Raw genomic sequence first — 21,771 nt, 5'->3', positions numbered from 1 at the left:
TCCAGAGAGGGGTTCTCATCGTGCTACCATCAGGTTCGTTCCTCAAGCAGAGAGGGTTTCGCGCCCAGCTTGATTTGAATTTGCTTCACATCACCGATCGGTAGTTGTCAAGGCTCTACCGACGGTTTTCAGAACAGAGACAGACATGCTCATCCGCCGGGATTGCAGAGCGGAGATGATGTTTTTGTTTCAAAATTTTGCTCGCGGTTGCACTTCCCCCCAAGGCGATGCAGCCAGGTTTGACAGTGAAACGCCGGACGCTAGTTCGGCAAGGCAAGGAAAGAAATCGGATGTCATTTGGACCCACGGCATCGACCGTAACCACTCCGCAGAACGCCTGGACACGTATCCTAGGCGCGCTTGAGATGAAGGTGAATCGGCAGTCGTTTCATACATGGTTGAAGCCCACGCGCTTCTCGCATGCAAACGGCCGTACGCTTTACGTTCGCATCCCCTCGCAACAGTTTCAGCACATTGGTGACCGCTACGCGGACCTGATCCAGGAAGCGATCGACAACCTCACCCTGGAAGTGGACGACGTCCGCTTTGTAACGGTAGAGGACGATCCCACGACGCCGAAGACGCGTGAGGACGGCGGCTTTGCTCCGCTGCCTTCGCATTCGCCGAATGCGCCGCAGAACTCGTCGTCGTTGGCGCCGGGACGTGGCGGCGCTCCGCAGGCACCCAGCGCAGAGCAGGCTCGCTTTGACTGGAACACGGCAGCGCAACTGAACCAGCGCTACCTGTTTGAGAACTTCGTCATTGGCAGCGGCAACCAGTTTGCCCATGCAGCGGCGCAGGCCGTGGCAGAGCGCCCTTCAAAGGCTTACAACCCGCTGTTCCTGTATGGCGGCGTGGGTATGGGCAAGACCCACCTGATGCATGCCATTGGGCATGAGGTGAAGCGCCGCAATCCGCACGCCAGCATCATGTATGTCTCGGGTGAGAAGTTCACCAACGAGATGATCAACAGCGTGCGTTATGACAAGATGACGGGCTTCCGTGATCGTTATCGCACGGTGGACGTTCTGCTGATTGACGATATTCAGTTCATCAGCGGTAAAGAGCGTACACAGGAAGAGTTCTTCCATACGTTCAATGCGCTGCACGAGAGCATGAAGCAGATTGTGATCACGAGTGATCGTCCGCCGAAGGAATTGGCGGAGTTGGATGATCGTCTGCGTTCGCGTTTTGAGTGGGGATTGATCGTAGACATTCAGCCGCCGGATCTGGAAACGAAGGTTGCGATTCTGCAGAAGAAGGCAGAGAGCGAACGCGTTACGCTGCCGACCGATGTTGCGATGTTTGTTGCGAGCAATGTGCGCACGAACGTTCGTGAACTTGAGGGCGCACTGATTCGTTTGATTGCCTGGTCGTCGTTGCACGGCGTGGAGATCACGCTGGCAACAGCGCAGCAGTGCCTGAAACAGTTCATTGATACGCAGACGCGCAAGATCACGATTGAAGCCATTCAGAAGGCCACGGCAGAGCAGTTTGGCATGAAGATCAGCGAGTTGAAGCAGAAGAACAACTCGCGCCAGATTGTGGTGCCTCGTCAGATTGCGATGTACCTGGCGAAGCAAATGACGGAAGCTTCGTTGCCGGAGATCGGTCGCCAGTTTGGTGGCAAGCACCACACGACCGTGATGCACTCCATTGCGAAGATCGATGAGCAGCGTCGTACGGATAAGGCGCTTAGCTCGACGATCAACAAGCTGATGGAAACTCTCGCTTAGGCACTTCGTGTGGTTCTCGACGTCGCTTTTGCTACGTGATTCTTGCAAATTAATAACGCTGAAGAAGCCCGGCCTCGAGCCGGGCTTTTTGCTTGCGTAAGATTTCGCTTGTCGAACTTTAAGCAATAGAGGGATAGTCGGTAAGAAGCAGAAGGTGAAGCACCTGCATGGCCTTGAGCTATCTCTTCCGGCAATCTCTCCGCATAGAAACGCAGCGGAAACGGCGCAGCACTGTGTTGTGGTTTCTGTTGGCTTGCGTAGCAGCTCTTGTACAGCCGTTTGTATGCGGCGGATGGAATGGACGCTTCATGGCTCCGGCAGTGCTGCTGAGTGTATGGATGCTGACCCTGGCTTCAGGATTGGCAGCACGCAAACCCGGAGAACGCAGAGTGTATGTTTCTTCGTTGGATGAGCGCGCTTATCTTCGTTACGGCAGGCTGTTTGAGCAACTCTATGCAGAGCAGCAAAAGGATCTGCTGGAGCGATACCGTGTGGGAACGTACATCCTGACACTGCGCAAGGACGAGGATGTGGAGGCGCGCGCAACAATCCGTGTGCAGGCAAAGCGAGATGCACGCAAGATTCTGCTGTGGGCTGTGCCGCTCTATGTGCTGCTTTGCCTGGTGCTTCGTTACGCGCAGTTTCATGGACATCTTCAACTTCCAGCAGGCGAGTGGGCGCCGATTTTGTTGAGTGGGTGCCTGGCTGCCTGGGTTTTGTCGGACATGTTGGCCAAGTGGCGCGAACCGGATGACCTGCCATCGTCGTCGTACTTTCAAAATGAAAGCAACTTGAAGCAATCCTGTTAAGCGGAAGGGTAGGTGCGGTTCTTCCATTGGCCGCCTTTGCCGCGATAGAAGCGGACGGCGGAGCCTACGGTGGCGGCCATGTAGAACATGGCGATGACGGGCAGTGCGATGCCCCACAGGGGCGACTGCTGATAGCGCCGCAGGATGGGCTGGAAGAGCGCGGCCATCAGCACCCATGCCACCGCTCCACACCACATGGTTATGCCGCGTGTGTGCAGTGCGAGTGCTAGAGGCACTGCGTAGAGCAGTAACATGCCGACCACTGTTCCCAAGAGCATTAGAGGTGAATACTGCAGCTGCACGTAGGCGGTGCGGGCGATCATCTGCCATGTGTCTCTGAAGTGTGGGTACTGGCGGAGGCTGGTGGCTCGTGTGGCGTGGCCGAGCCAGATAGCGTGGCCGCCTTGTTTGACTTCGCGTGCGAGAGCGCAGTCGTCGATGAGTTCAGCGCGGATGCGCGAGACGCCTTCGATCCTGCGCAGTGCAGCCTGTGAGACGAGCATGGTGCCGCCAGCGGCTGCGGCTACCTTGCTGCGTTTGTTTGCCACGCGAGCGAAGGGATAGAGCATGGCGAAGAAGAAGACGAATGCGGGGATGGCGAAGCGTTCTGGGACTGTCTTGCAGCGGAGACGCACCATCTCTGAGACGAGGTCATACTCGCCTGCCTGCGCGGCGGCGACGAGTTGCTCCACATGGCTGGATGCATGCACGATGTCGGCGTCGGTCAGCAACACGTAGTCCGCGTCTTCAGCGTGCTCAAGGCCCTGCGATACGGCCCACATCTTGCCGGTCCAGCCTGGGGGTAGAGGCTGTCCCTGAACGACCGTGAGACGCGGATCTTCTGCTGCGATGTCGCGGGCAATTTCACCGGTGCGATCGGTGCTGTTGTCGTCGACGAGGATGATGCGGAAAGGCCATGGATAGTGCTGCCGCAGCAATGCGCAGAGGGTGTGTTCGATGTGCTCTGCCTCGTCGCGCGCGGGCATGACGACGGCGACGCGTGCCATCTGCGGAGTGACATGATGCGGAAGCTCTGGCCCGGCCTGCCAGAAATAACCGTGCGCTACGGCAAGGTAGACCCAGGCAGCAACGACGATGGAGGCAAGCACCAGCACACAGTTGATTGTGCGCCGTTTTGTGCGTCTGCGCGACTAGAGCGCGAGCAACAAAACCTTGCCCCCGGTGCCACCTTTTTCTGCGAAGGTTTGTGCCTCCACTGCTTCATGCAAGGCGTAGCGACGGACGATGGGGAGTTTGAACTTGCCATCGCGGTAATCCTGCGCAAAGGCGAGGACACGCTTCGGGTCAGGATGTGCCTTGACGCGGGCGAGGCGGACGCCGGGGTGCAGTGATACGTCGGGTGCAGGAGTGACCACTGTGCCGCAGACACCGCCCTCGCGGATGTGGGTGAGCAGCGGTGTGGTGGCCTTATCGCCGGTGGTGTCTGCTATGGCGTCGACGGTGCCCATGCATTTGCGCGCTTCTTCATCGTCCATGGCGAGGACCCCGTGTGCACCGAGTTCCTTTGCTTCTTCCACCTGCGATGCGCGGACACCTGCGATGACGTTGGCACCCAACGTGAGAGCGCTGTGCACGGCTGCGCGGCCTACGCTACCGAGCGCTCCTGTCACGATCACGGACTGCCCCGGTTGCAGCGCGCAACCTTCACGGACGAGCTGGTCGCCGGTGAGTACGACGAGGGGCAGGGCGGCGGCTTCTATGGGGTTGAGGCCGTCGGGTGTGTGAGTGATGTCGACTGCCTTGATGGAGACCAAGGAGGCGTAAGTGGCGGACTCAGGACTGAAGGCCATAACGCGATCGCCTACGCTGACGCCCTGCACGTCTTTGCCTATGGCGCGCACGATGCCACTGACGTCGCGACCGAGGATGGCGGGGAAGGTCAGAGGGTATCGCTCTTGCGCTGCGCCGCTACGCATCTTCCAATCGATGGGATTGATGCTGGTGGCTGCAGTAGCGATGAGTACCTGGTCGTCCGCAACTTGCGGGTCTGGGACGTCGGTTTCATAGTGCAGGTTCTTTGCCGGACCGTACTCATAGAGGCGCACTGCATTCATGGCTGGGTCTCCGTCTTTGGTTCAGATGCTATCGCCATTGGGGACGAGATAGTGTTTCCATGCCTCTGTAGTCGCGATGCGGCGCAAGCGATGGAATCGGCTGCGCATGAGGCGAAGGATGTGCGGTGTGAGGATGTATCGGGCGACGAGTTTGCCTGCGAGTCCAAACGGCAGGCTGAAACGGAGTTCGTCGTAAAGCTCCGTGGCGCCATTGGGAAGCTCGGTGAGGTGATGGTCATGCTGGAAGGTGCGGAAACGGCCGGAGAGCATGGTGTCTTGCAGGAATGTGGGGCGAACGTAGCCGCTGATGAGAGACACGTGATGATGACGCATGCCTAACTGCCAGCCATGCCAACGCACCTTGTCCCCTGGCTGTACAAAGCCGCTGGTGCGTCCGCTGACGGGCGCCATGCCTAACTCTTCCTGCACCAGAGCGATGGAACAGGTGAGCAGGAAACAGCGGTCGATGGGGGCATCGACCGTCTCTTTCATTTGCAGCGTAAAGACGCCGTTCTGTTCGGTCCAATCGCGCATTGCCCTTTATGGGATGCACGAGTTTGGCTTACTGCTGTGGCTGCAGCTTGGCTGCCAGAAGATGGCCGCCGCTGGAGAGCACGTGCAGATTGCTGCCGTTGAAGTAACGCGTGTTAATGGCGTTGCGATCAAGGTCGTGCAGTAACTGCCAGCCAGATTGATTGAGGCGGTGGTGGATCTCATCAGGCATGAAGAAGAGGCGGAAAGGCTCGCCTGCAGCGGCGACGCGCGCGGACATGGAGTCGAGCGCGAGGCGTTCGAGCGGTGGCAGAGCCTGCCGGGGCATGCCGTAGTCAAAGACGAGGACGGAGCCGGGCGCGCAGGTGGAGAGGAACTTCAGCGTGGCGGTGAAGCCTTCGTCGGTGAGATAGGGCACGACGCCGAGCCATGCGAAGACGGCTGGCTGGGTTGGATCAAAGCCCGTGCTGCGCAGACGCTCGGAGAGGTCGTCGTGATGGAAGTCGACGGCCACGTGATGGGCCTGCTGCGGGATGGAGATGTCGTGATCCTCAAGGAGGCAGAGCTTCCACGCCTGCGTGTCAGGGTGGTCGACTTCGAAGACCTGTACCTGCGGGAACGGGTTGCGATAGGCGAAGGTATCGAGGCCAGCGCCGAGCAGTACGTATTGCTTCGCGCCTTCGTAAACAGCGGCGGTTAGGGTGTCTTCGGCGAAGCGGCTGCGCGCGACGAGAAATGCTCGCAGGCTGATGGAGTGAGGGCGGTTGGGGGCGCGTAGGCCTTCCGCATCCCAGTTGCTGCGGCTGGTCAGTCCGAGGATGCGGAGTGCCAGCGGATCGTCAAAAACCAAGGGTTGATCAAAGATCTGGTGAGCGGCACGACGGAGCGCCACGCGCCAGGCCGTGCGGGAGGGGGTTCCTTCACGCATACTTCCATTGCAACACAAAGGAAATAAAACACGCCCGGCCCTGCAAGAAGCAGAGCCGGGGTGACCGGGGAGAAGTGGGTTACTGCACTACCAGCGTGACCGTGGTGGTCGCACTGATGCTGGTGGCACCGTTGGATGGAACGCCGGTTGCCGTGATGGTGAGGGGGTAAGTGCCCGTTGCCGTGGTTGAACCGCCCGTGGTGGTGCTGGTGGAACTGCTGCTACCACCGCAACCGGAGAGGCTGAACGCTCCAACGGAGAACAGTGCGAGCAGCAGGAGCGATGCGGGACGCATGCGTTTACGCAGGAAGAATGCTCCCACGAGGCCTGCAGCAAGAACGGCTACCCCGCCGCGTTGCCATGGACTGCGTGTGGGCTGCGAAGACGCGATTTTTGTACCCAACGATTGGGCGCTTGCAGACGTGCAGTTGGATGTGGCGGTGTACACGGTGAAGGTGGACGTAGCCGAAGCGTTCGAGGCAACAGTGACCGACGGCAGGTTGTAACAAGCGTTCAGCGAGGCCGAGGTGGTGGCCTTGAAGGACACTGTTCCTGCGAAGCCCGTGCTGGCGATGGTGATGACGTCTGTGCCGGTGTTGCCGCTCGTGACGGTGAGGGTGGCGGCGGCAGGAGTGAGCGCGATGCTGCCGGAGGTAGCCGTGGAGGTTGTGGGGACGGAGAGGTTGATGGTGGCGCTGGCGCTGAAGTAGTTCGTGTCGCCGGCATACAGAGCGGTGACAGAGTGTACGCAGTTGTTGGCCGTGGTAATGGTGCAGGTGGGCACTGTATAGGTGTAGGTATTGGACGCGCTGGCCGATGCAAAGGTCGTGACGGTTGTGCCGTCCACCGCGAGGACGATTGAACCAGTTGGGGCGGTGCCGCTGCCACTGATTGTGACGGTGAGCAGATCCGTGCTTCCGCTGGTGGGCGTAGTCGTGGCAGCACCGAGGCTAATCGTGGGAGTCAGCTTTCCGCCCGTACCGGTAGAGGCTTTGAGTGCCGTCGACAGGCCGTTTGCGTCGAGCGAACCAAGGCCGGTGACCATGTCATAGCCCGTACCTGCGCTGTAGCCCATGGTGCCAGTCGTGTTCAACGTGGTTGAAGAGCATCCGGAGCTACCGCCAGAACAATTAACGATGTTGTTGCCGGTGGTGATGTCATGGAAAACGCTGCTGGCGCTGCTGCCTGCAGCCAACGTGTACAGCTTGGAGTTGATGTTGCCAAGGGCTCCGCCGCCATTCGCCTGCTCGACGATGGCGAGCATGGCTGCGAAGTTTGGCGTAGAAGCGGAGGTTCCGCCTATGAGACCGCCACCACCGGCGCTGCTACCGAAACCGGCAGTGGTGGTGCAGGGAGCGTCGACGGAACAGATGATGTACGCGTGTTCCTCTACCGCCGCGGGAAACGCCACGTCAGGAACGTCGCGGTGGCCGTCTGTGGGAACACCCGTGCCGGTTTGCCAGCTTGGCTTGCCAAAGACGGTGCTGTAACCGCCGCCGCTGGCCGAGAGAGATTTGTACGCGACGGTGTCGTTCCAGGATGTTTCCGGCATGTAGCCAACGGCAGAACCACCGTAGCTGTTATTGGAAGAACTCCAGTAGGTGGAGGCGTCGCTGTTGAGCTGCGTTCCGCCGACGGCCGTGACGTTGGGTGAGGAAGCCGGGTAGGCAACGGAGAGACCCTGGGTTGCCGTGGTGGTGGTGTTCGTGGATAGCTCGCATTCGGCCGGGCCGGTATCGCCGGAGGAGACGAGGATGGTTTGACCCTGGCTGCTGGCCTGCGCTAGAACCGGCTCCATGACAGTGGAGGCGTACGAAGCGTTCGATGATTCGCAACCGCCGTAGCTCAACGTGAGGATGGGTGCCAGGTTGTTGGTTACCGCGTAAATGAGTGCGGTGAAGACGCCGTTGTTTGTGGTGGCTGTGCTGGTGCCGGTGTAGATGAACAACACCTGCGCGCCGGGAGCGCTGCCACTGGCGTACTCCAGATCGAGTTCACTTTCGCCTTCATCACCCTTGCTCAACTGGCCGGAGCTGCCGGTGTTTGGAACCAGCACCAATGTGGGCAGGGTTACGGTCTGGCCGGTCTTCTGCTGAAAGTAGGTGAGCTGATTACTATCAACGGAGCTCTGGCCGATGACGCCGATCTTGATGCCACTACCGTTAAACCCTGCGTTGATCAGCGTGTTCATGCCGAAGATCTGGCGGAAGTCCCACGGCACAAGATAGTGTGCGCCTGATCCGTCGGTGTACTGCGGGGCAATGGCCTGCGGCGTATGGACCGGCGGCTGGATGTGGTAACTGCTGATACCGGTGATGCCGCTGACCACGCCCGCCAGCGACTGCGGCAGGCTGATGGCGGTGCTGTTCTCGAAGTAATCCTGGTCGGCGCGGTGGAAGCGCTGCAGCGTCGTGGTGAAGGCACCTTCTACGGCTGCGGCGGTGCCAGAGAAGACGATGCGGTTGCGGCTGGGTGCAACGTCATCGACGGTGAAGCCCTTGGATGTGAGCCAGTCCTTCACGATGGAGAGGTCAGCGTCAGAGAGGCCGAATCGCTGTCCGTAGGTCTGCGGCGTAAGCCACTTGTGATACTGCGCAGAGGATGGGTTCTGCTGATCTGCGAGGAGCTGCGTTAGGTCAGCCTTCTGCGCATCCGTGAGATTAAAGATCAACGACATGCCCGAAAGCTGAGTGTCGCTGGAAAGATGGCCGGTGACGGATGCTGACTTGACGCGCGGCGAGACCGTGTCTGGCAAGCTCACACGCGATTCCGACGATGAAGGCAGAGTGGAAAGCCGACGGACGACCTGGCTTCCGGCAAACGCAGGGAACATGGTGGCGGCCAACAGGGCGGCGGCGGCAACGGCACTGCGCAGAGAGAGGGAAGATGTGTGCGTCATGAGCAACCTTGGTTCAAATGGCAAGCAGAAAAATTGGACATCGGGGGTGTAATCCAAACGACAGCGATCATGCCATTGGACGGCGTTTCCTTTTAAGAGGAAACATTGCCTGCAAACGTATGCTCTTTTTCGAATAAACGCGAGAAGAAGATATCCCCGGTAGCTGATGGCTTCCGGGGATATCTTGTCACTCGATTGAGTGCGCGACGCTACTGAACCACCAAGGTGATTGTGGTGGTTGCAGTTACGCTGGTCGCTCCATTGGAGGGAACTCCCGTCGCGGTGATGGTGAGGGGATAGGTGCCCTTCGCCGTATACGTGCCGGTTGTGCCTGTACCTCCCGTGCCGCCTGTTCCACCGGTACCTCCAGTAGAGCCGCTGCTGGAACCGCCGCCACTGCAACCGGAGAGGCCGAGGGCTGCTACCGAGAGAAGTACGAGCAACAGAGCGGCTGGCCGCATGCGACGACGTAGGAAGAAGGATCCCATGAGACCGGCGGTGAAAATCGTCATGCCTCCGCGCCGCCATGGAACGTTACCACTACCTGGACTGGCCGATGCAATGCTCCGAGGCAAGAACTGGGCACTGGAAGAGGAGCAGTTCGCCAGATTGGTGTAGATGGTGAAGGTGGAGGTGATTGGAGTTCCTGCTGTCGCCGTGACTGAGGGCAATGTGTAGCAGCCAGTCAGGGTCGTTGAAGTAGTGCTCACCTTGAAGGAAATCGTTCCAGCAAACGCGGTATTCGCGAGGCTGATAACGTCTGTGCCGGTGGCACCCGCAGTGACTGTGAGGGTGGAGTTGGCGGGAGTCATGGAAAGGGCGGACCCTACCGTAAGCGTCAGCGTGTTCGACGTAGCCGAGTTGAAGGCTGTATCACCTGAGTACGTCGCGACTACGGTATGGGTGCAGACGGAAGTGCAGGAAGGCACTGTGTAGAAGTAGCTGCCTAGGTTGACGGCCTTGGTATCGAGGGGTGAACCATCCACCACCACAGTTACCGTGCCGGTGGGTATGCCACTCCCGAGCGCTCCTGTTCCTGCAACCGTTACGGACAGGGTATCTGTCGCGCCAGCCAGTGGAGTCAGCGTAGTGGCACCCAGTGTCACCGTGGGTGTGGCCTTTGTGATGGTGCCCACGACAAGGTTGATCGAGGTGACCGATGTCGTGTAGTCAGTGTCTCCGTAATACGCTGCAACAACCCGATGCACGCAACCGGTGGACGCGCAGGCTGGCACGTTGTACGTATAGGTAAACGTGAGCGTGCCGGACGTGACCGTGACGCTCTTCACATCTGTCCCGTCCACGCTGAGCGTGAGCGTGCCGGTGGGGGTGGGCGCGGAATTTACGCCAGTTACATTGACCGTCAGCACATCCGCGGTACCGCCCGTGGGAGTAAGTGTGGCAGCAGTCAGGTTAACTGTTGGTGCTACCGGAGCCGGAACGGACAGAGTCATTGTCGCGAGAGCATTGTTGTATGTGGAATCACCGTTGTAGTTCGCAACTACGGTGTATGAACAAGCCGACAGGCTGGAACAACCGGGCGCAGTATAGGTGTATGTTCCTGTGCCGGCCGCCAGCGTGATCGTGCTGGGAGTAGTGCCATTGAAGGTCAACGTTACTGTTCCAGTCGGCGTTGCACCGCTACCAGTCACCTTCACTGTGAATACGTCAGTGGTTCCACCCCATGGTGTGGGGTTTGCAGCCGTTACGCTGACGGTTGGCGTGAGCTTGGAAGCGGAAGATGTTAACCCGGCAACGAGGCCGCTGGCATCGACAGAGCCCAGGCCCGTTACCTGGTCATAGCCTGTCGTCGCGTTATAACCCATGACGCCAGATGTACAGCCCGTCGTTCCCACGACGCAGTTCACCATGTTGTTGCCAGCGGTGATGTCGTGAAAGATGCTGCTGGCGTTACTTGCTCCTGCCAGGGAGTAAAGCTTGGGGTTGATGTTTCCCAAGCCAGAGGCATTGCCAGTGGCTTGTTCCACCACGGCCAGCATTGCAGCAAAATTGGGCGCGGCAGCCGATGTGCCTCCGAAGACGTATGTTCCGGAAGATCCTCCGAAGGTTGAACCATTGGTGCACTGATAGGTTCCAACGACGCAGACAAGGTATCCGATGGTCTGAGGGGAGGACGGAAAGGCGACGTCAGGGATGTCACGATGACTGTCCGAGGGGACGCCTACTCCGGCTTGCCAAGAAGGTTTACCGAAGACACTGCTCGCACCGCCACCGCTGGCAGATAGCCCTAGCGTGGGGGAGGAATCATTCCACGAAGTCTCAGGTATGTATCCGAGAGCGGAGCCGCGATAGCTGTTATTGGACGCGTTCCAGTATTGGGTGCTGGTTCCCGTTAGCGCGGTGCCTCCGACCGCCGTTACATTTGGCGAGGATGCCGGATAAGAGACGGAGAGGCCGCCCTGTGCGCTGGTGACGATGCCATTGCTGTTAGGCGTTTCGCATGAAGTCGCGCCCCAGTCACCGGAGGAAACGAGGACGGTCTGCCCCTGGCTGCTCGCCTGTGCCAACACGAGCTCTAACACCGCGTTGGCATAAGAGGCGGCTTGATTCTCACAAGATCCGTAACTCAACGTGAGGATTGGCGCGAGGTTGTTGGTGACCGCGTAAATGAGCGCAGTGAAGACGCCGTTATTTGAGCTGGACTGTGTCGTACCGGTGTAAATGAACAGAACCTGAGCGCCAGGAGCGCTGCCGCTGGCGTACTCAAGATCAAGCTCACTCTCCTGCTCATCGTTCACGGACAGTTGGCCTGAGGTGCCAGTATTTGGCACAAGCACCATGGTGGGCAGCTTCTGTGTCTGCCCGGTGAGTTGCTGGAAGTAAGTGAGTTGAGCCGAGGTAACGGAAGACTGACCGATGACGCCAATCTTGATTCCTGTGCCGTCATAGCCCTGAGAAACAAGAGTGTTCATGCTGAAGATCTGGCGGAAGTCCCACGGCACGAGATAGTGCGTACCTGTCCCCGTGGTGTATTGCGGGGCAACCACCTGCGGCGTTAGCACGGGGGGTTGGATGTGGTAACTGCTGACACCGGTGATGCCGCTGACCACCGCGGCTAAGGATTGCGGGAGGCTGATTGCGGTGCTGTTTTCAAAGTAGTCCTGGTCGGCACGGTGGAAGCGTTGCAGGGTGGTCGTAAAGGCGCTCTCCACTGCTGATGCGGTGCCTGAAAAGACAATGCGATTGCGACTGGGCGCCACCTCGTCTACGGTGAAGCCTTTGGAGGTGAGCCAGTCCTTCACGATGCTCAGATCAGCGTCGGAGAGGCCGAAGCGTTCGCCGTAGGTCTGCGGCGTGAGCCACTGGTGGTACTGCGGCGAGGACGGATTCTGCTGGTCCAGCAGCAACTGTTGCAGCGCGACGGACTGTGCATCCGTCGGCTTCAGTACCAGCGACATGCCTGTGAGCTGCGTTTCGCCGCCAAGGTGGCCCAGGACCGATGCGGTCTTCACACGCGGTGAAAGTGTATCTGGCAGGGAGACGCGGGGATCAGACGACGAGGGCAGAGAATACAACCGGCGCGCTACCTGGCTTCCTGCAAGTGCCGGGAAAGCGACTGAAACGAGCAGGGTGATGGTGGTAAGTGCGCTACAGAAAAGGCGACGGGGGGATGCGATGTGCGTCATTGAGCGGTTTCGTTCCGTTTGGCGATATACGTCAATAACGACACGGCCGCAGGGCCTGCGGTCTGTGTCGTTGGATGTTGTGTTCTTATGTCAGAAGTAAACACTGAGGACGGTCGTTCTGTCGCGCAGAACACCGTAAATGTGTTTTAGCAGAACCAGTTTGGGAACTGGTTAGGCTGTCATCCAGGTGAAGGCGCGGTCGAGGTAGGCCTTGGTGTCCTTGCGGGAGACTACGGCGTCGAGGAAGCCGTGCTCTAACAGGAACTCAGACCGCTGGAAGCCTTCGGGCAGCTTCTGACGGATGGTCTGCTCGATGACGCGGGGGCCGGCGAAGCCGATGAGGGCTCCGGGCTCTGCGATGTTGAGGTCGCCGAGCATGGCGAAGGATGCCGTGACGCCGCCGGTGGTGGGGTCGGTCATGAGGCTGATGTAGGGAATCTTCTCGTCTGCCAGGCGGCCCAGCGCGGTGGAGATTTTGGCGAGCTGCATGAGGCTGACGATGCCCTCCATCATGCGTGCGCCACCGCTGGCGGAGATGATGACCAGGGGGCTGCGCGTATCCAGCGAGCGGTCGACAGCGCGTGCGATGGTTTCACCCACGACGGCGCCCATGGAACCGCCGATGAAGCTGTACTCCATGGCGGAGATGACGACGTTGTGTTCACCGAGTTTGCCGACGGCGTTGACGATGGCGTCGTTGAGGCCGGTCTTGGCCTGCGCTTCGGCCAGGCGCTTCTTGTACGGCTTGAGGTCGGTGAAGTTCAGCGGGTCTGTCGATTTGAGGTCGAGATCGACGAGTTCATAGCCGGGTTCCAGCAGGAGGTCGATGCGGCGGCGTGCGTCCATCTTGAAGTGATGTCCGCAGTAGGGGCAGACCTGGAGGTTTGCATCCAGTTCCGCGCGGAAGATCGCCTTGCCGCAATCCGGGCACTTAACCCACAAACCTTCGGTGCGGACGGTACGCTCCGCCTCCGAGACGATCTCATTGCCTTGCCGTTTGAACCAAGCCATCGCGTTCCCTAGTGTATCTGTTTTGGGAAAAGCGGGTTGGTACCCCCTGTTTTTCGCTTGCTGGATCTTTCCTGCAATGCTCCACTTGCTGCACCGATGATGCTGGACATTGAACCGAAGCTTGCGGAGTGGTCTGCAGCAGGTGTGATTGACTCAGCAACCGCCCAACGCATTCGTGCGTGGGAAGAGGAACATGCGAGTCGCACGCCGCGGCCTGAGGCGCAGCGCTGGCAGGTGCGGCTGGCGTTGATCTTTGGAGCCGTGCTGCTTAGCGCGGGCATCTTGCTGTTTGTGGCGGCACACTGGGACAACATTGGACCAGGATTCCGCCTGCTGCTGGTTATGGGCGCGCTTGTGGGGCTGCACGGCGCGGCCATTGCTGTGCGAGAACGGTTTGATGCGCTGGCGATGGCGCTGCACGCCATTGGCACCGTTGCGCTGGGTGGGGCGATTGCGCTTTCCGGACAGATTTTCAATATCGAGGCGCACTGGCCCAACGCAATTTTGATGTGGGCGCTGGGTGCCGCTGCGGGATGGTGGCTGCTGCGAGACGTGCCACAGAAGACGCTGACGCTACTGCTGGTGCCTGCATGGGCTATCTGCGAGTTGGGTGACCGCATGCAACCGTACGAGGGCGGCAATGTCTATCTGTCGCGATTGGCGTTGCTGGTGGGAGCTGTCTACCTGTTGCGGTATCTGGCCGAGCCGGTGCGTGCGGTGGGGAACTGGTTGTTTGCCGTGGAAGCACTGGCAATACCGGTATCCGTAGGCATTCTGGCTGACGGCTGGCAGTATCGTTATGTATTTTTCACCCGGGGCTATAGCAGCTTTATACCGTTGCGCTATCGCGCACTGTGGCTATTGCTCGTGATCGGTCTGATGGCATGGGGCTGGCTTCGCAGCCGAGAAGCGTTTCCGGTGATTGCAGGAGCTGTTGCTGTGGGCATTGCGTTGCCGTGGCTGGTACGGCCCGTAAGCCATGGCGTCGTTGATCTGGGCAATCCGTGGAGTCGTCCCTATGTGACCTGGGAGCCTTCCGTATTTAGTTATCTGCTGTTGGCGTTGGCGGCTGCTGCGCTTGCGTGGTGGGGTGTTCGGCACAAAGCGCGTGGCGTGGTGAACTATGCCACGGTTGCGTTCGGTGTAGTCGTTCTGTGGTTCTACTTCTCTGACCTGATGGACAAGCTGGACCGCTCGCTGGGACTGATCGGATTGGGCGTGTTGTTTCTCGCCGGTGGCTACGTACTGGAGCGTCTGCGCCGCAGGCTGCTGTTGCAGATGACAGAGGAGGCGGCATGACACTCTCTGGAACAAAGGCTGCAGTGACTCTGCTGCTGATTCAGTCGGCAATAGCGCTTAGCGTTGCGGGAACGTATGCGCTTGACCGCATCACCAAGCCTCGCGTGTGGGTGCGGACGCAACAGTTTGATCCCTCTACACCGCTGCGTGGCCGCTACCTTGCACTACAGCTTGCCGTGGATGGATGTTCACTCCCTGCGTCCGGCATTGATCCCTCAAACACCTACAGCGCGTTTCGAGGCATGCCGAGTACGCGCAGGATGGGAGTATGGCCTGTGACGCTGAGTGCAGAGAACGGCCACTTAACCGTGCATGCTGTCGCAACACTTTCACCGGGCAACTCGCAGGCTGTCTCGTTGTGGGAGGGCCAGGACTGCCATAACGCTCCACTGGAGCAGGGCGTCAATTTCTTCCTGCCGGAACACGCAGCCTCGCCCTTGCCGCAGTCGCGTGATGCGTCGTTGTGGGTGGAGGTTACTGTGCCTTCCAGTGGGCCGCCGCGGCCGATTCAGCTTGCTGTTTCGGACAGCACCGGTTGGCACGTTCTGAAGTTGTAACTACTTGCTATCGAACCTTAACCACACATAGCCGAGCGGCTTTGCAATGGTCACTGCTGCTGCGCCGTCGCGTTCAGTCGCAGTACCTGTGCCTGCTAACACGGTGAGCTTCGTGTTCGCAGCGATACCAATGGGTAACGACGTTGTCCATTGCGCGTTGCTGTTGGCTTCGCGGAAGAGCAGTAGATAGCCGCCTTTGTTGTCTGCATCAGTAGAAGCGAAGCCGGTCCATGCGACACCGTCTGGTGCATTGCCGATGGGTTGGATGTTGCCGCGGAAGAGGCGCTCGCGTTCGCGCTTCCATGTGGCGATGACTGGTGCGGCGGATGCGATGTATGCCGGTGGCAGGCTTGAGGTTTCGAACCAGCCGAGCGGGCTGGAGAACATGACGCTGGCGAAGAGTGCGTCGGGCGTGTAGTTCGCGGGTGCGAGTGGATCGTCTGCGTAGCGCTGCGTGTTGCGCGTGTTGTTGAGGAACTCCATACGTAGACGGATGGGATCGACAAACTCCGAAAGCTGCCAGAGGTTGCGCAGTGTCATGTGCGGATAGTAGCGATGGAAGTCGGTGTAGCGATTTTCAACAAATGTGGTGCCGCCTTCGATCATGCCGAAGTAGCCGGGGCGACGGCCTGCGGTGACATCGAGGTCGATGGTGATGGCGCCTTTGCTTTCCGCGAGGATGCGATCGAACATCTGTTGCACGTGTTGCTCTGCAGTGGGTGTGCTCATGACGATGCTGTCGAACTTGAAGTACAGCACGCCTTCGTTGCGCCATAGCTCCAGGATTCGGTTTGCATCGCGCTGCCAGTTGGCGAAGTCATCTGAAGAGTCGGGTGCGTACCAGAGGCCGAACTTCATGTGGTGTGTTGCGGCCTGTTGTACGAGTGGTTTTAACCCCTGGGGGAAGCGTTGGGGATCGACGTCCCAGAAGTGCGATGAGTTTGCCCAGAAGCCGCTCCATACACCGCCGCTTTTTACGGCGGAGTTCATGGATTTGCCGTACTGCCAGCCGTCGTCAATCTGCACCGCGTCTACGCCGAGCTTTGCGCCTGCTTCGATTTCTTTCGTGATGAAGTCTGCGTTGATGCGGGCGTCGCGATTGCGATCGCCCCAGGTGTTGCTTAGGAACGCCGCGTCGCGCTGTGGCTCATAGACACGTAGTTGGCGTTGATAGGTGTGCAGTGCGCGGATGCGTCCGCTGCGACCACCAGAGTATGCGAGTACTGCGAAGGGATAGCCTGCGCCGGTGAGTCGTACGGTGCGATCCGATGCCATCATGCGGAGATCGAATAGCGATTGTTGGGCGCGAGCGTCAGGCAATGGCGACTGTTTGAGGAAGATCAATCCAGCGCCGCTGAGAACATCTTCGACGTACACGATGTTGCCGCGCGCCAGGATGTCTTCTTCGTTGTTCATGAACATCCACTCGCGTGTGCTGACGAGTTGATTGTGCGTGTCTGTGACGTCGCGCAGTGTGACTTCTGTGAGGCGAAGATGTTGTGGCTGCAGAGAGAATTCGTCGAGTGCAGGCTCGTTGTCTTTCTTTGCTTTGTTTGCTTCTGCTTCTTTGCCTGTAGCGATGGTTTGTGGTGTGTCTGTCTGCGTGGATGTATTCGCGGGCGCGGTGAAGTCTTCTTCAATGCCGGTGGCATCCGGGAAGATTTTCATGCGGAGATGTTGGTCCGAGCCGATGTCGATGCGGAGTTGCAGTGATGCTGCTTCTACTGGATTGGTGCGGCCGGTCTCTGCATGAATTGCTACTGTTGCATCAGCTTGCGGTCCGGCAATGCGCGGCGATGACAGACGCGATGGTGCTGCGAGCCACTCTTTCTTTGCGTCGCGGTCCTGGAAGGATGTGGCGTAGAGATGGCCGTTGCGAATCTGCCAGCGACGTTCGAAGTGTGTGTTGCCTACGGTCAACTCTGTTGCGGACCAGCGCGCGTAGCAGTTCTGAAATGCGGCGGTTTGTGCAGATGCAGAGGCGGCTGCGAGTGGTGCAGCGAGGAGCAACAGGTTTCGCAACGTGCGATGGAGGCAGAAGCTCATGGCAGACAGCATAGCCTGCCATGAGCGATTTGCCTTGTTACGTTATGCAATGTGTTGAAGGTTGCAGCTGTCTTAACTACGCGAACGACGATGGTGCTTCGGTGTGGTGGTGGTCGGAGGAACGTCTGAAGACGTGTCCGGTGGATCGTTGGACACAGGAGGAGCCACTACGGGGGGAGGTGTCGTTACGGGCGGAGCCGATACGCCTGCAGAGGCATAGATCGACGCCAGGATGGGATCGTTGTCTTGCCAGTAGTCGGCGAGCCCCATCAGGATGTCGCCCTTACTGACCTGTTGTGTCAGCGCGGGGAGATAGCTATTGAGTGTGGCTGGCGACACATCGTTCACCAGGTTCACGCCAAAGGCCTTTGGATAGTAGTTGTAGACGGAAGCATCTGTGCCGATGTCCGTATGGAAGATGAAGGAGTAGAACGGCGCGGTGTACGCGTAGTAACGCGGCGTGCTTTCTTCCGGAATGAACAGGAATGATGGGTAATCGGTGATCAGCTTTTGAAAGATTGCCGGATCGAGTGTTCCGCCATTCGTGTCGACGGTGGAGTCCACATAGAACATGGTCACGCCCCACCGGGAATTGGCGTATGCGGCCTTCTTCTCGAGGTTCGCAATGATCTGATCGTTGGATGTGAGGAAGTTCTGCGAGGCCTGGCCGTTGCCGCTGAGGGTGAAGACCTGGGGACGGAGACAGACGCCAACCCGAAGACCTGCGCCGGTCATGATGCCGAAGTAGGCATCGTCAAGCCTCTGCCCCTGGTAGGGCGATTGCGGATCAAGCACAGTCGACTCCATCTCTGGAGCAACCGTTGCCACCTGATCTGGCGAGCAAACATAGCTGGTGCCTTGCGGGTACTGCTCACCCTCCAGATCCCACGTGATAACACCCTGGCCGTTCATAGCGCGTGTGTTGACCACGTTGGCCTGCGCAACGGCAAGCATGCGATTCTGGAATGCCTGCAGGCCGACAGACGTGGTGACGTCGACGGAGGCGTCGTTGAAGTATCGGCGTGGATTGGTTGGAAAGCCGCCGGGCTGAGTCTTGTCAGAGCTGCCTTGCGGCGAACTGGCGAGGTATGCGGTTCCGATGAGACGGTGATCTGCCCATGTCATCTGGCTGGGATACGTCTGAGCAAAACTTGCATACGCGTCTGCCGCATTGGGTGTGGTGCTGGCCGCGGCGAAGCGCAGTGACACGGTATACGTGAAGCTCGTGCCGGGCTTCACGGGACGATCGTTGTGCGGCAGGAATGTGGCAAGACCGTCAGGCGCAGTGGACGTCATCAACGGGCTGTACGCGTTCGCGCCCGCCTGCTTCCAGCCGGTATACATCGGTTGCGATTCGTCTGGTAACACTGCTGAAACGACACCTGAACCAAAGTCTGCGACGCTGACGCCGGGCCCTGTGGTGGTGATGGCGTACTGGGTGTAACCGTTGAAGTTTTTCGGATCCTGCGGGAAGTGCAGCACCAACGGGTAGATCTCAGCGCCGTCGAAGATCAGTCCGGAGCTTGCGTTGTTTGTCTCCGTGACGATCATGTCCAACTGGTTGCCCTTCTGTACGAACCGCGTCGCGATGGAACCCCAGTTGTAGTAATAGGTTTCCGTGTTGGACGATGCGTCCCAACTGGTGCCGTTGTTGCTTTCACCCCAGCCGGATTGGGAATCGGTGCTGGTGTTACCCGCCAGGTCAGTGGCCTTCATGTGCCAGATGTGGAAGCTGTCAGAGGGATTTGCTCCAACATCTGCAAGGGTTTGACCGTTAAACGAAAGGGTTTGTATGCCCTTCGCGCCGTAAGTAATTTGCAGGGATTGTGCGGCTGCAACAGACGGCAGCATTGCGATCAGCAAAATGCTCAGCCAGCCACGATGCTTCGATTCTGGATTCAAAGTGGAGATAACGCGGGACATCAGGCCACGCAGGCCTGCGTGCACATGACGATGTGACATGGTTCGTATTCCTTAATTCAAAAAATCTACCTAGGCGGCTGCGCGTTCTTACGAATCTCTGCGCGATCGGCCTGGACTACACCGGGGGAGAAGGGGAGAGATGATTTGAGTTTAGCCCAGTAAAAATGGGTAGATTTCACCCATTGGGGAGGGTCAGAAACTCCGTAGACGCGCAATATCTACGTAACCATCCTTGCTATTTCGAACAACAAAGACGCTGCCAGTTTGCGGAATCACAGGCATAGGAAAAGGCTCGCTTAATAAGACGAGCCTTTCCTTACTTCACGTTATGCGATGCGGATGGGCATCACTGCTCGCGATGGCGAATGCCCAACGTTGCGAGTGCGCCGATGAACAGGAGAGTTAAAAGCTGGAAGATGGCCACGATGGGTTCTTTGCCGGTGGGCGCGAACTGGTGCAGTGGCGGAATCTTCATAAAGCTCTGGATGACGAGCACCATCACGTTAAAGAACTGCAGGATGGATGCGGTGATGATGTAAGTCTTTCTGTATCCCTTTTGATAGCCCCAGATAGCGGGGATAAACAGCACCAGCGAGATGATGCCAACCACTATCGCTGGTGTGATTCCATGAAACGGGAAGAAGAAACCAGTGATGCTGGTAAGTGCCGTTGTGCTTAGAAACAGCAGATTCATCGAACGGTTCTGTGAATTACGAAGAAAGCCGAACAGAACCAGAAACCCCGTGGCTATACCGATGAGGCTTATGAGTACATGAATGAGAGTAAAGATCTGCAGGCCTGTCATACCAAACATCACCTCATGAGAAATGGGTGCTGCGACTACTTACCCGTAGGCATACGCGGACGGATGGATCACGATGTTTCTGGAGTGACGGAAGATCGTTGCCAGTATGCCAGCAAATGATTTGCGTACGTGAAATTTTTTGCGTTCTACAGGAAATAGAAAAGCCCGGCGCGAGGCCGGGCTTCTTTGGTGCTGATTGCCGCACCTCAAATGCGCATGGGCATGAGGATGTAGCGATACTTCTGATCTTCGTTTGCGTCTTCAGGGCGCATCTGGCCTGCGGATTGTGCGTCCTTAAATTCGAGACGGACTTCGCCGGTGTTGCCAATGGCCTTCAAGAAGTCAATGAGATAGGCCGAGTTGAAACCGACTACGAGCGGATCGTAGTTGTACGGCGTTTCAATGGAGTCTTCCGATTCACCCGCGTCCGTGGACGAAGACGAGATGCGGAGTTCGTTCTGCTCCAGGCGAATCTTGATGGCGCCGCTACGCTCGTCAGCAAACTGCGACACGCGCTGCAGAGCACCCATGAGGTCTTCGCTGCGGACGATGACGAACTTGTTGTTGTCGCGCGGCAGAACGGCTTCGTAGTTGGGGAACTGGCCGGTGAGTTTGCGGCTGGTGAGCACGCGACCGCCGATGCGGAAGAACAGCGTGGTTTCATCGTCAGCAAACTCGATGAAGTCGTTGTCTTCACTGGTGGGCGTGTTGGCCAATAGGGAAGAGAGTTCACCGAGCGCCTTGCGCGGAATGAGTGTCTTCTTTTCACCCGAGATGCCTTCAAGCGTTTCGCCGAAGCGCTCAACGTGAGCCAAGCGATGACCGTCTGTTGCGACCATGGCCATGGACTCAGCCTTGAGGACGAGCAGCGCGCCGTTCAGCGTGTAACGCGATTCTTCACTGGAGATGGCGAAGATGGTCTTGGAAATGAGGCTCTTCAGCGACGGTGCTGCGATCTTAACCGCGCCTGTGGTTGGGAATTCCGGCACCTGGGGGAAGTTCGCGCGCGCCATGCCCACCATCTTGGTGTTGGAGCGGCCAGCGCGGATCTGCACCCAGTGGTTGTCCATCAGCTTGATGGAGATGTCGCCTTCGGGCAACAGGCGGATGTAGTCGTACAGCTTGCGCGCCGGGACGGTGCATGCGCCGGACTTCTTCACGCGTGCAGGGCAAGAGGTGCGCAGGCTCTGGTCCAGGTCGGTAGCCGTGATGGTCAGCCGTTCACCATCGGCTTCAAAGAGGAAGTTCGACAGGATGGGGATCGTCGTCTTCCGTTCCACGACGGACTGTGCGGCAGTCAGTTCACGCAGCAGTTCCGCACGGGTGACCGTGATATCGAGATTGCCGGTGGGAGCGGCGCCGCTGGTTTCCATCGAAGGTAGCGAGGCAGTGGTGGACACGGTGGAGACCTCCAAGAGTTCAGGACAAATCTTGTGTGCGGCGGCAACGGTTTGAGTCAGCTTACAGAGCGACTGTGGGCCCGGAGCCTGAGTGGATTTCAGCGTATCACCGCGCTGCTGCGTTTCCCAAGGCTGGTTTTTATC

The 21,771-nt window shown here is 58.6% G+C and carries 15 protein-coding genes; 4 read left to right on the top strand and 11 right to left on the bottom strand.

Annotation, left to right across the window (positions count from 1 at the left end; translation table 11 throughout):
- The first annotated feature begins 290 nt into the window (after positions 1-290).
- Complete coding sequence (gene dnaA / locus BLT38_RS17570) at positions 291-1,736, top strand: chromosomal replication initiator protein DnaA (protein WP_083346350.1); 1,446 nt, start codon at positions 291-293, stop codon at positions 1,734-1,736.
- Between the two features lie 167 nt (positions 1,737-1,903).
- Positions 1,904-2,545: a hypothetical protein gene (locus BLT38_RS17565; RefSeq protein WP_083346349.1), complete on the top strand. Its 642-nt coding sequence runs from the start codon at positions 1,904-1,906 to the stop codon at positions 2,543-2,545.
- On the opposite strand, the gene BLT38_RS17560 is transcribed toward BLT38_RS17565, so the two are convergent.
- The 7 genes from BLT38_RS17560 to accD form a co-directional block, all read right to left on the bottom strand.
- The gene (locus tag BLT38_RS17560) at positions 2,542-3,660 is read right to left on the bottom strand and encodes a glycosyltransferase (protein WP_197674904.1); all 1,119 of its coding nucleotides are present in this window, start codon (positions 3,658-3,660) and stop codon (positions 2,542-2,544) included. The genes BLT38_RS17565 and BLT38_RS17560 overlap by 4 nt on opposite strands.
- 36 nt (positions 3,661-3,696) lie before the next feature.
- Positions 3,697-4,620 (bottom strand): NADP-dependent oxidoreductase, encoded by a 924-nt coding sequence (locus BLT38_RS17555; RefSeq protein ID WP_083346348.1) that lies wholly within the window; start codon positions 4,618-4,620, stop codon positions 3,697-3,699.
- A 21-nt stretch (positions 4,621-4,641) separates the two neighbouring features.
- Positions 4,642-5,154 (bottom strand): SRPBCC family protein, encoded by a 513-nt coding sequence (locus BLT38_RS17550; protein ID WP_083346347.1) that lies wholly within the window; start codon positions 5,152-5,154, stop codon positions 4,642-4,644.
- A gap of 28 nt (positions 5,155-5,182) precedes the next feature.
- Positions 5,183-6,040, bottom strand: a complete 858-nt coding sequence (locus tag BLT38_RS17545) for a class I SAM-dependent methyltransferase (RefSeq protein WP_083346346.1) — start codon at positions 6,038-6,040, stop codon at positions 5,183-5,185.
- 79 nt (positions 6,041-6,119) lie between these two features.
- A complete protein-coding gene (locus BLT38_RS17540) occupies positions 6,120-8,939 on the bottom strand; it encodes a S53 family peptidase (protein ID WP_156785189.1) in 2,820 nt (939 codons plus the stop codon).
- Between the two features lie 209 nt (positions 8,940-9,148).
- A complete protein-coding gene (locus tag BLT38_RS17535; RefSeq protein ID WP_083346344.1) occupies positions 9,149-12,586 on the bottom strand; it encodes a protease pro-enzyme activation domain-containing protein in 3,438 nt (1,145 codons plus the stop codon).
- Positions 12,587-12,757: 171 nt separating this feature from the next.
- Positions 12,758-13,597, bottom strand: a complete 840-nt coding sequence (gene accD / locus BLT38_RS17530; RefSeq protein WP_083346343.1) for an acetyl-CoA carboxylase, carboxyltransferase subunit beta — start codon at positions 13,595-13,597, stop codon at positions 12,758-12,760.
- Positions 13,598-13,633: 36 nt separating this feature from the next.
- Between accD and BLT38_RS17525 the strand changes: the two genes are divergently transcribed.
- Both BLT38_RS17525 and BLT38_RS17520 read left to right on the top strand, forming a co-directional pair.
- Complete coding sequence (locus tag BLT38_RS17525) at positions 13,634-14,896, top strand: DUF2157 domain-containing protein (protein WP_156785188.1); 1,263 nt, start codon at positions 13,634-13,636, stop codon at positions 14,894-14,896.
- Entirely contained in the window at positions 14,893-15,453 is a 561-nt protein-coding gene (locus BLT38_RS17520; protein WP_083346341.1) for a GDYXXLXY domain-containing protein, read from the top strand. The genes BLT38_RS17525 and BLT38_RS17520 overlap by 4 nt, the downstream gene beginning before the upstream one ends.
- Here the strand turns inward: BLT38_RS17520 and BLT38_RS17515 are convergent, their stop codons facing one another.
- The 4 genes from BLT38_RS17515 to dnaN form a co-directional block, all read right to left on the bottom strand.
- A complete protein-coding gene (locus tag BLT38_RS17515) occupies positions 15,454-17,511 on the bottom strand; it encodes an alpha-galactosidase (protein ID WP_083346340.1) in 2,058 nt (685 codons plus the stop codon).
- 60 nt (positions 17,512-17,571) lie between these two features.
- Positions 17,572-19,461 carry a hypothetical protein gene (locus tag BLT38_RS17510; RefSeq protein WP_083346339.1) on the bottom strand — a complete coding sequence of 630 codons (1,890 nt, stop codon included), beginning with the start codon at positions 19,459-19,461 and terminating at the stop codon, positions 17,572-17,574.
- A 307-nt stretch (positions 19,462-19,768) separates the two neighbouring features.
- Entirely contained in the window at positions 19,769-20,227 is a 459-nt protein-coding gene (locus BLT38_RS17505) for a hypothetical protein (protein WP_156785187.1), read from the bottom strand.
- Between the two features lie 206 nt (positions 20,228-20,433).
- Positions 20,434-21,600: a DNA polymerase III subunit beta gene (dnaN, locus tag BLT38_RS17500; RefSeq protein WP_083346337.1), complete on the bottom strand. Its 1,167-nt coding sequence runs from the start codon at positions 21,598-21,600 to the stop codon at positions 20,434-20,436.
- Between the last annotated feature and the right edge of the window lie 171 nt (positions 21,601-21,771).

Source organism: Terriglobus roseus (genome assembly GCF_900102185.1).
Lineage (GTDB): Bacteria > Acidobacteriota > Terriglobia > Terriglobales > Acidobacteriaceae > Terriglobus > Terriglobus roseus_A.
This window is presented reverse-complemented; position numbering and strand designations above follow the sequence as displayed.

What these genes read in the sequence shown, in the direction of transcription:
- BLT38_RS17515 (WP_083346340.1), bottom strand. Translation starts at nt 17,511, where the DNA reads ATGCTGTCTGCCATGAGCTTCTGCCTCCATCGCACGTTGCGAAACCTG.
- BLT38_RS17565 (WP_083346349.1), top strand. Translation starts at nt 1,904, where the DNA reads ATGGCCTTGAGCTATCTCTTCCGGCAATCTCTCCGCATAGAAACGCAG.
- BLT38_RS17545 (WP_083346346.1), bottom strand. Translation starts at nt 6,040, where the DNA reads ATGCGTGAAGGAACCCCCTCCCGCACGGCCTGGCGCGTGGCGCTCCGT.
- accD (WP_083346343.1), bottom strand. Translation starts at nt 13,597, where the DNA reads ATGGCTTGGTTCAAACGGCAAGGCAATGAGATCGTCTCGGAGGCGGAG.
- BLT38_RS17510 (WP_083346339.1), bottom strand. Translation starts at nt 19,461, where the DNA reads ATGTCACATCGTCATGTGCACGCAGGCCTGCGTGGCCTGATGTCCCGC.
- BLT38_RS17505 (WP_156785187.1), bottom strand. Translation starts at nt 20,227, where the DNA reads ATGACAGGCCTGCAGATCTTTACTCTCATTCATGTACTCATAAGCCTC.
- dnaA (WP_083346350.1), top strand. Translation starts at nt 291, where the DNA reads ATGTCATTTGGACCCACGGCATCGACCGTAACCACTCCGCAGAACGCC.
- BLT38_RS17555 (WP_083346348.1), bottom strand. Translation starts at nt 4,620, where the DNA reads ATGAATGCAGTGCGCCTCTATGAGTACGGTCCGGCAAAGAACCTGCAC.
- BLT38_RS17540 (WP_156785189.1), bottom strand. Translation starts at nt 8,939, where the DNA reads ATGACGCACACATCTTCCCTCTCTCTGCGCAGTGCCGTTGCCGCCGCC.
- BLT38_RS17535 (WP_083346344.1), bottom strand. Translation starts at nt 12,586, where the DNA reads ATGACGCACATCGCATCCCCCCGTCGCCTTTTCTGTAGCGCACTTACC.
- BLT38_RS17520 (WP_083346341.1), top strand. Translation starts at nt 14,893, where the DNA reads ATGACACTCTCTGGAACAAAGGCTGCAGTGACTCTGCTGCTGATTCAG.
- dnaN (WP_083346337.1), bottom strand. Translation starts at nt 21,600, where the DNA reads ATGGAAACCAGCGGCGCCGCTCCCACCGGCAATCTCGATATCACGGTC.
- BLT38_RS17550 (WP_083346347.1), bottom strand. Translation starts at nt 5,154, where the DNA reads ATGCGCGATTGGACCGAACAGAACGGCGTCTTTACGCTGCAAATGAAA.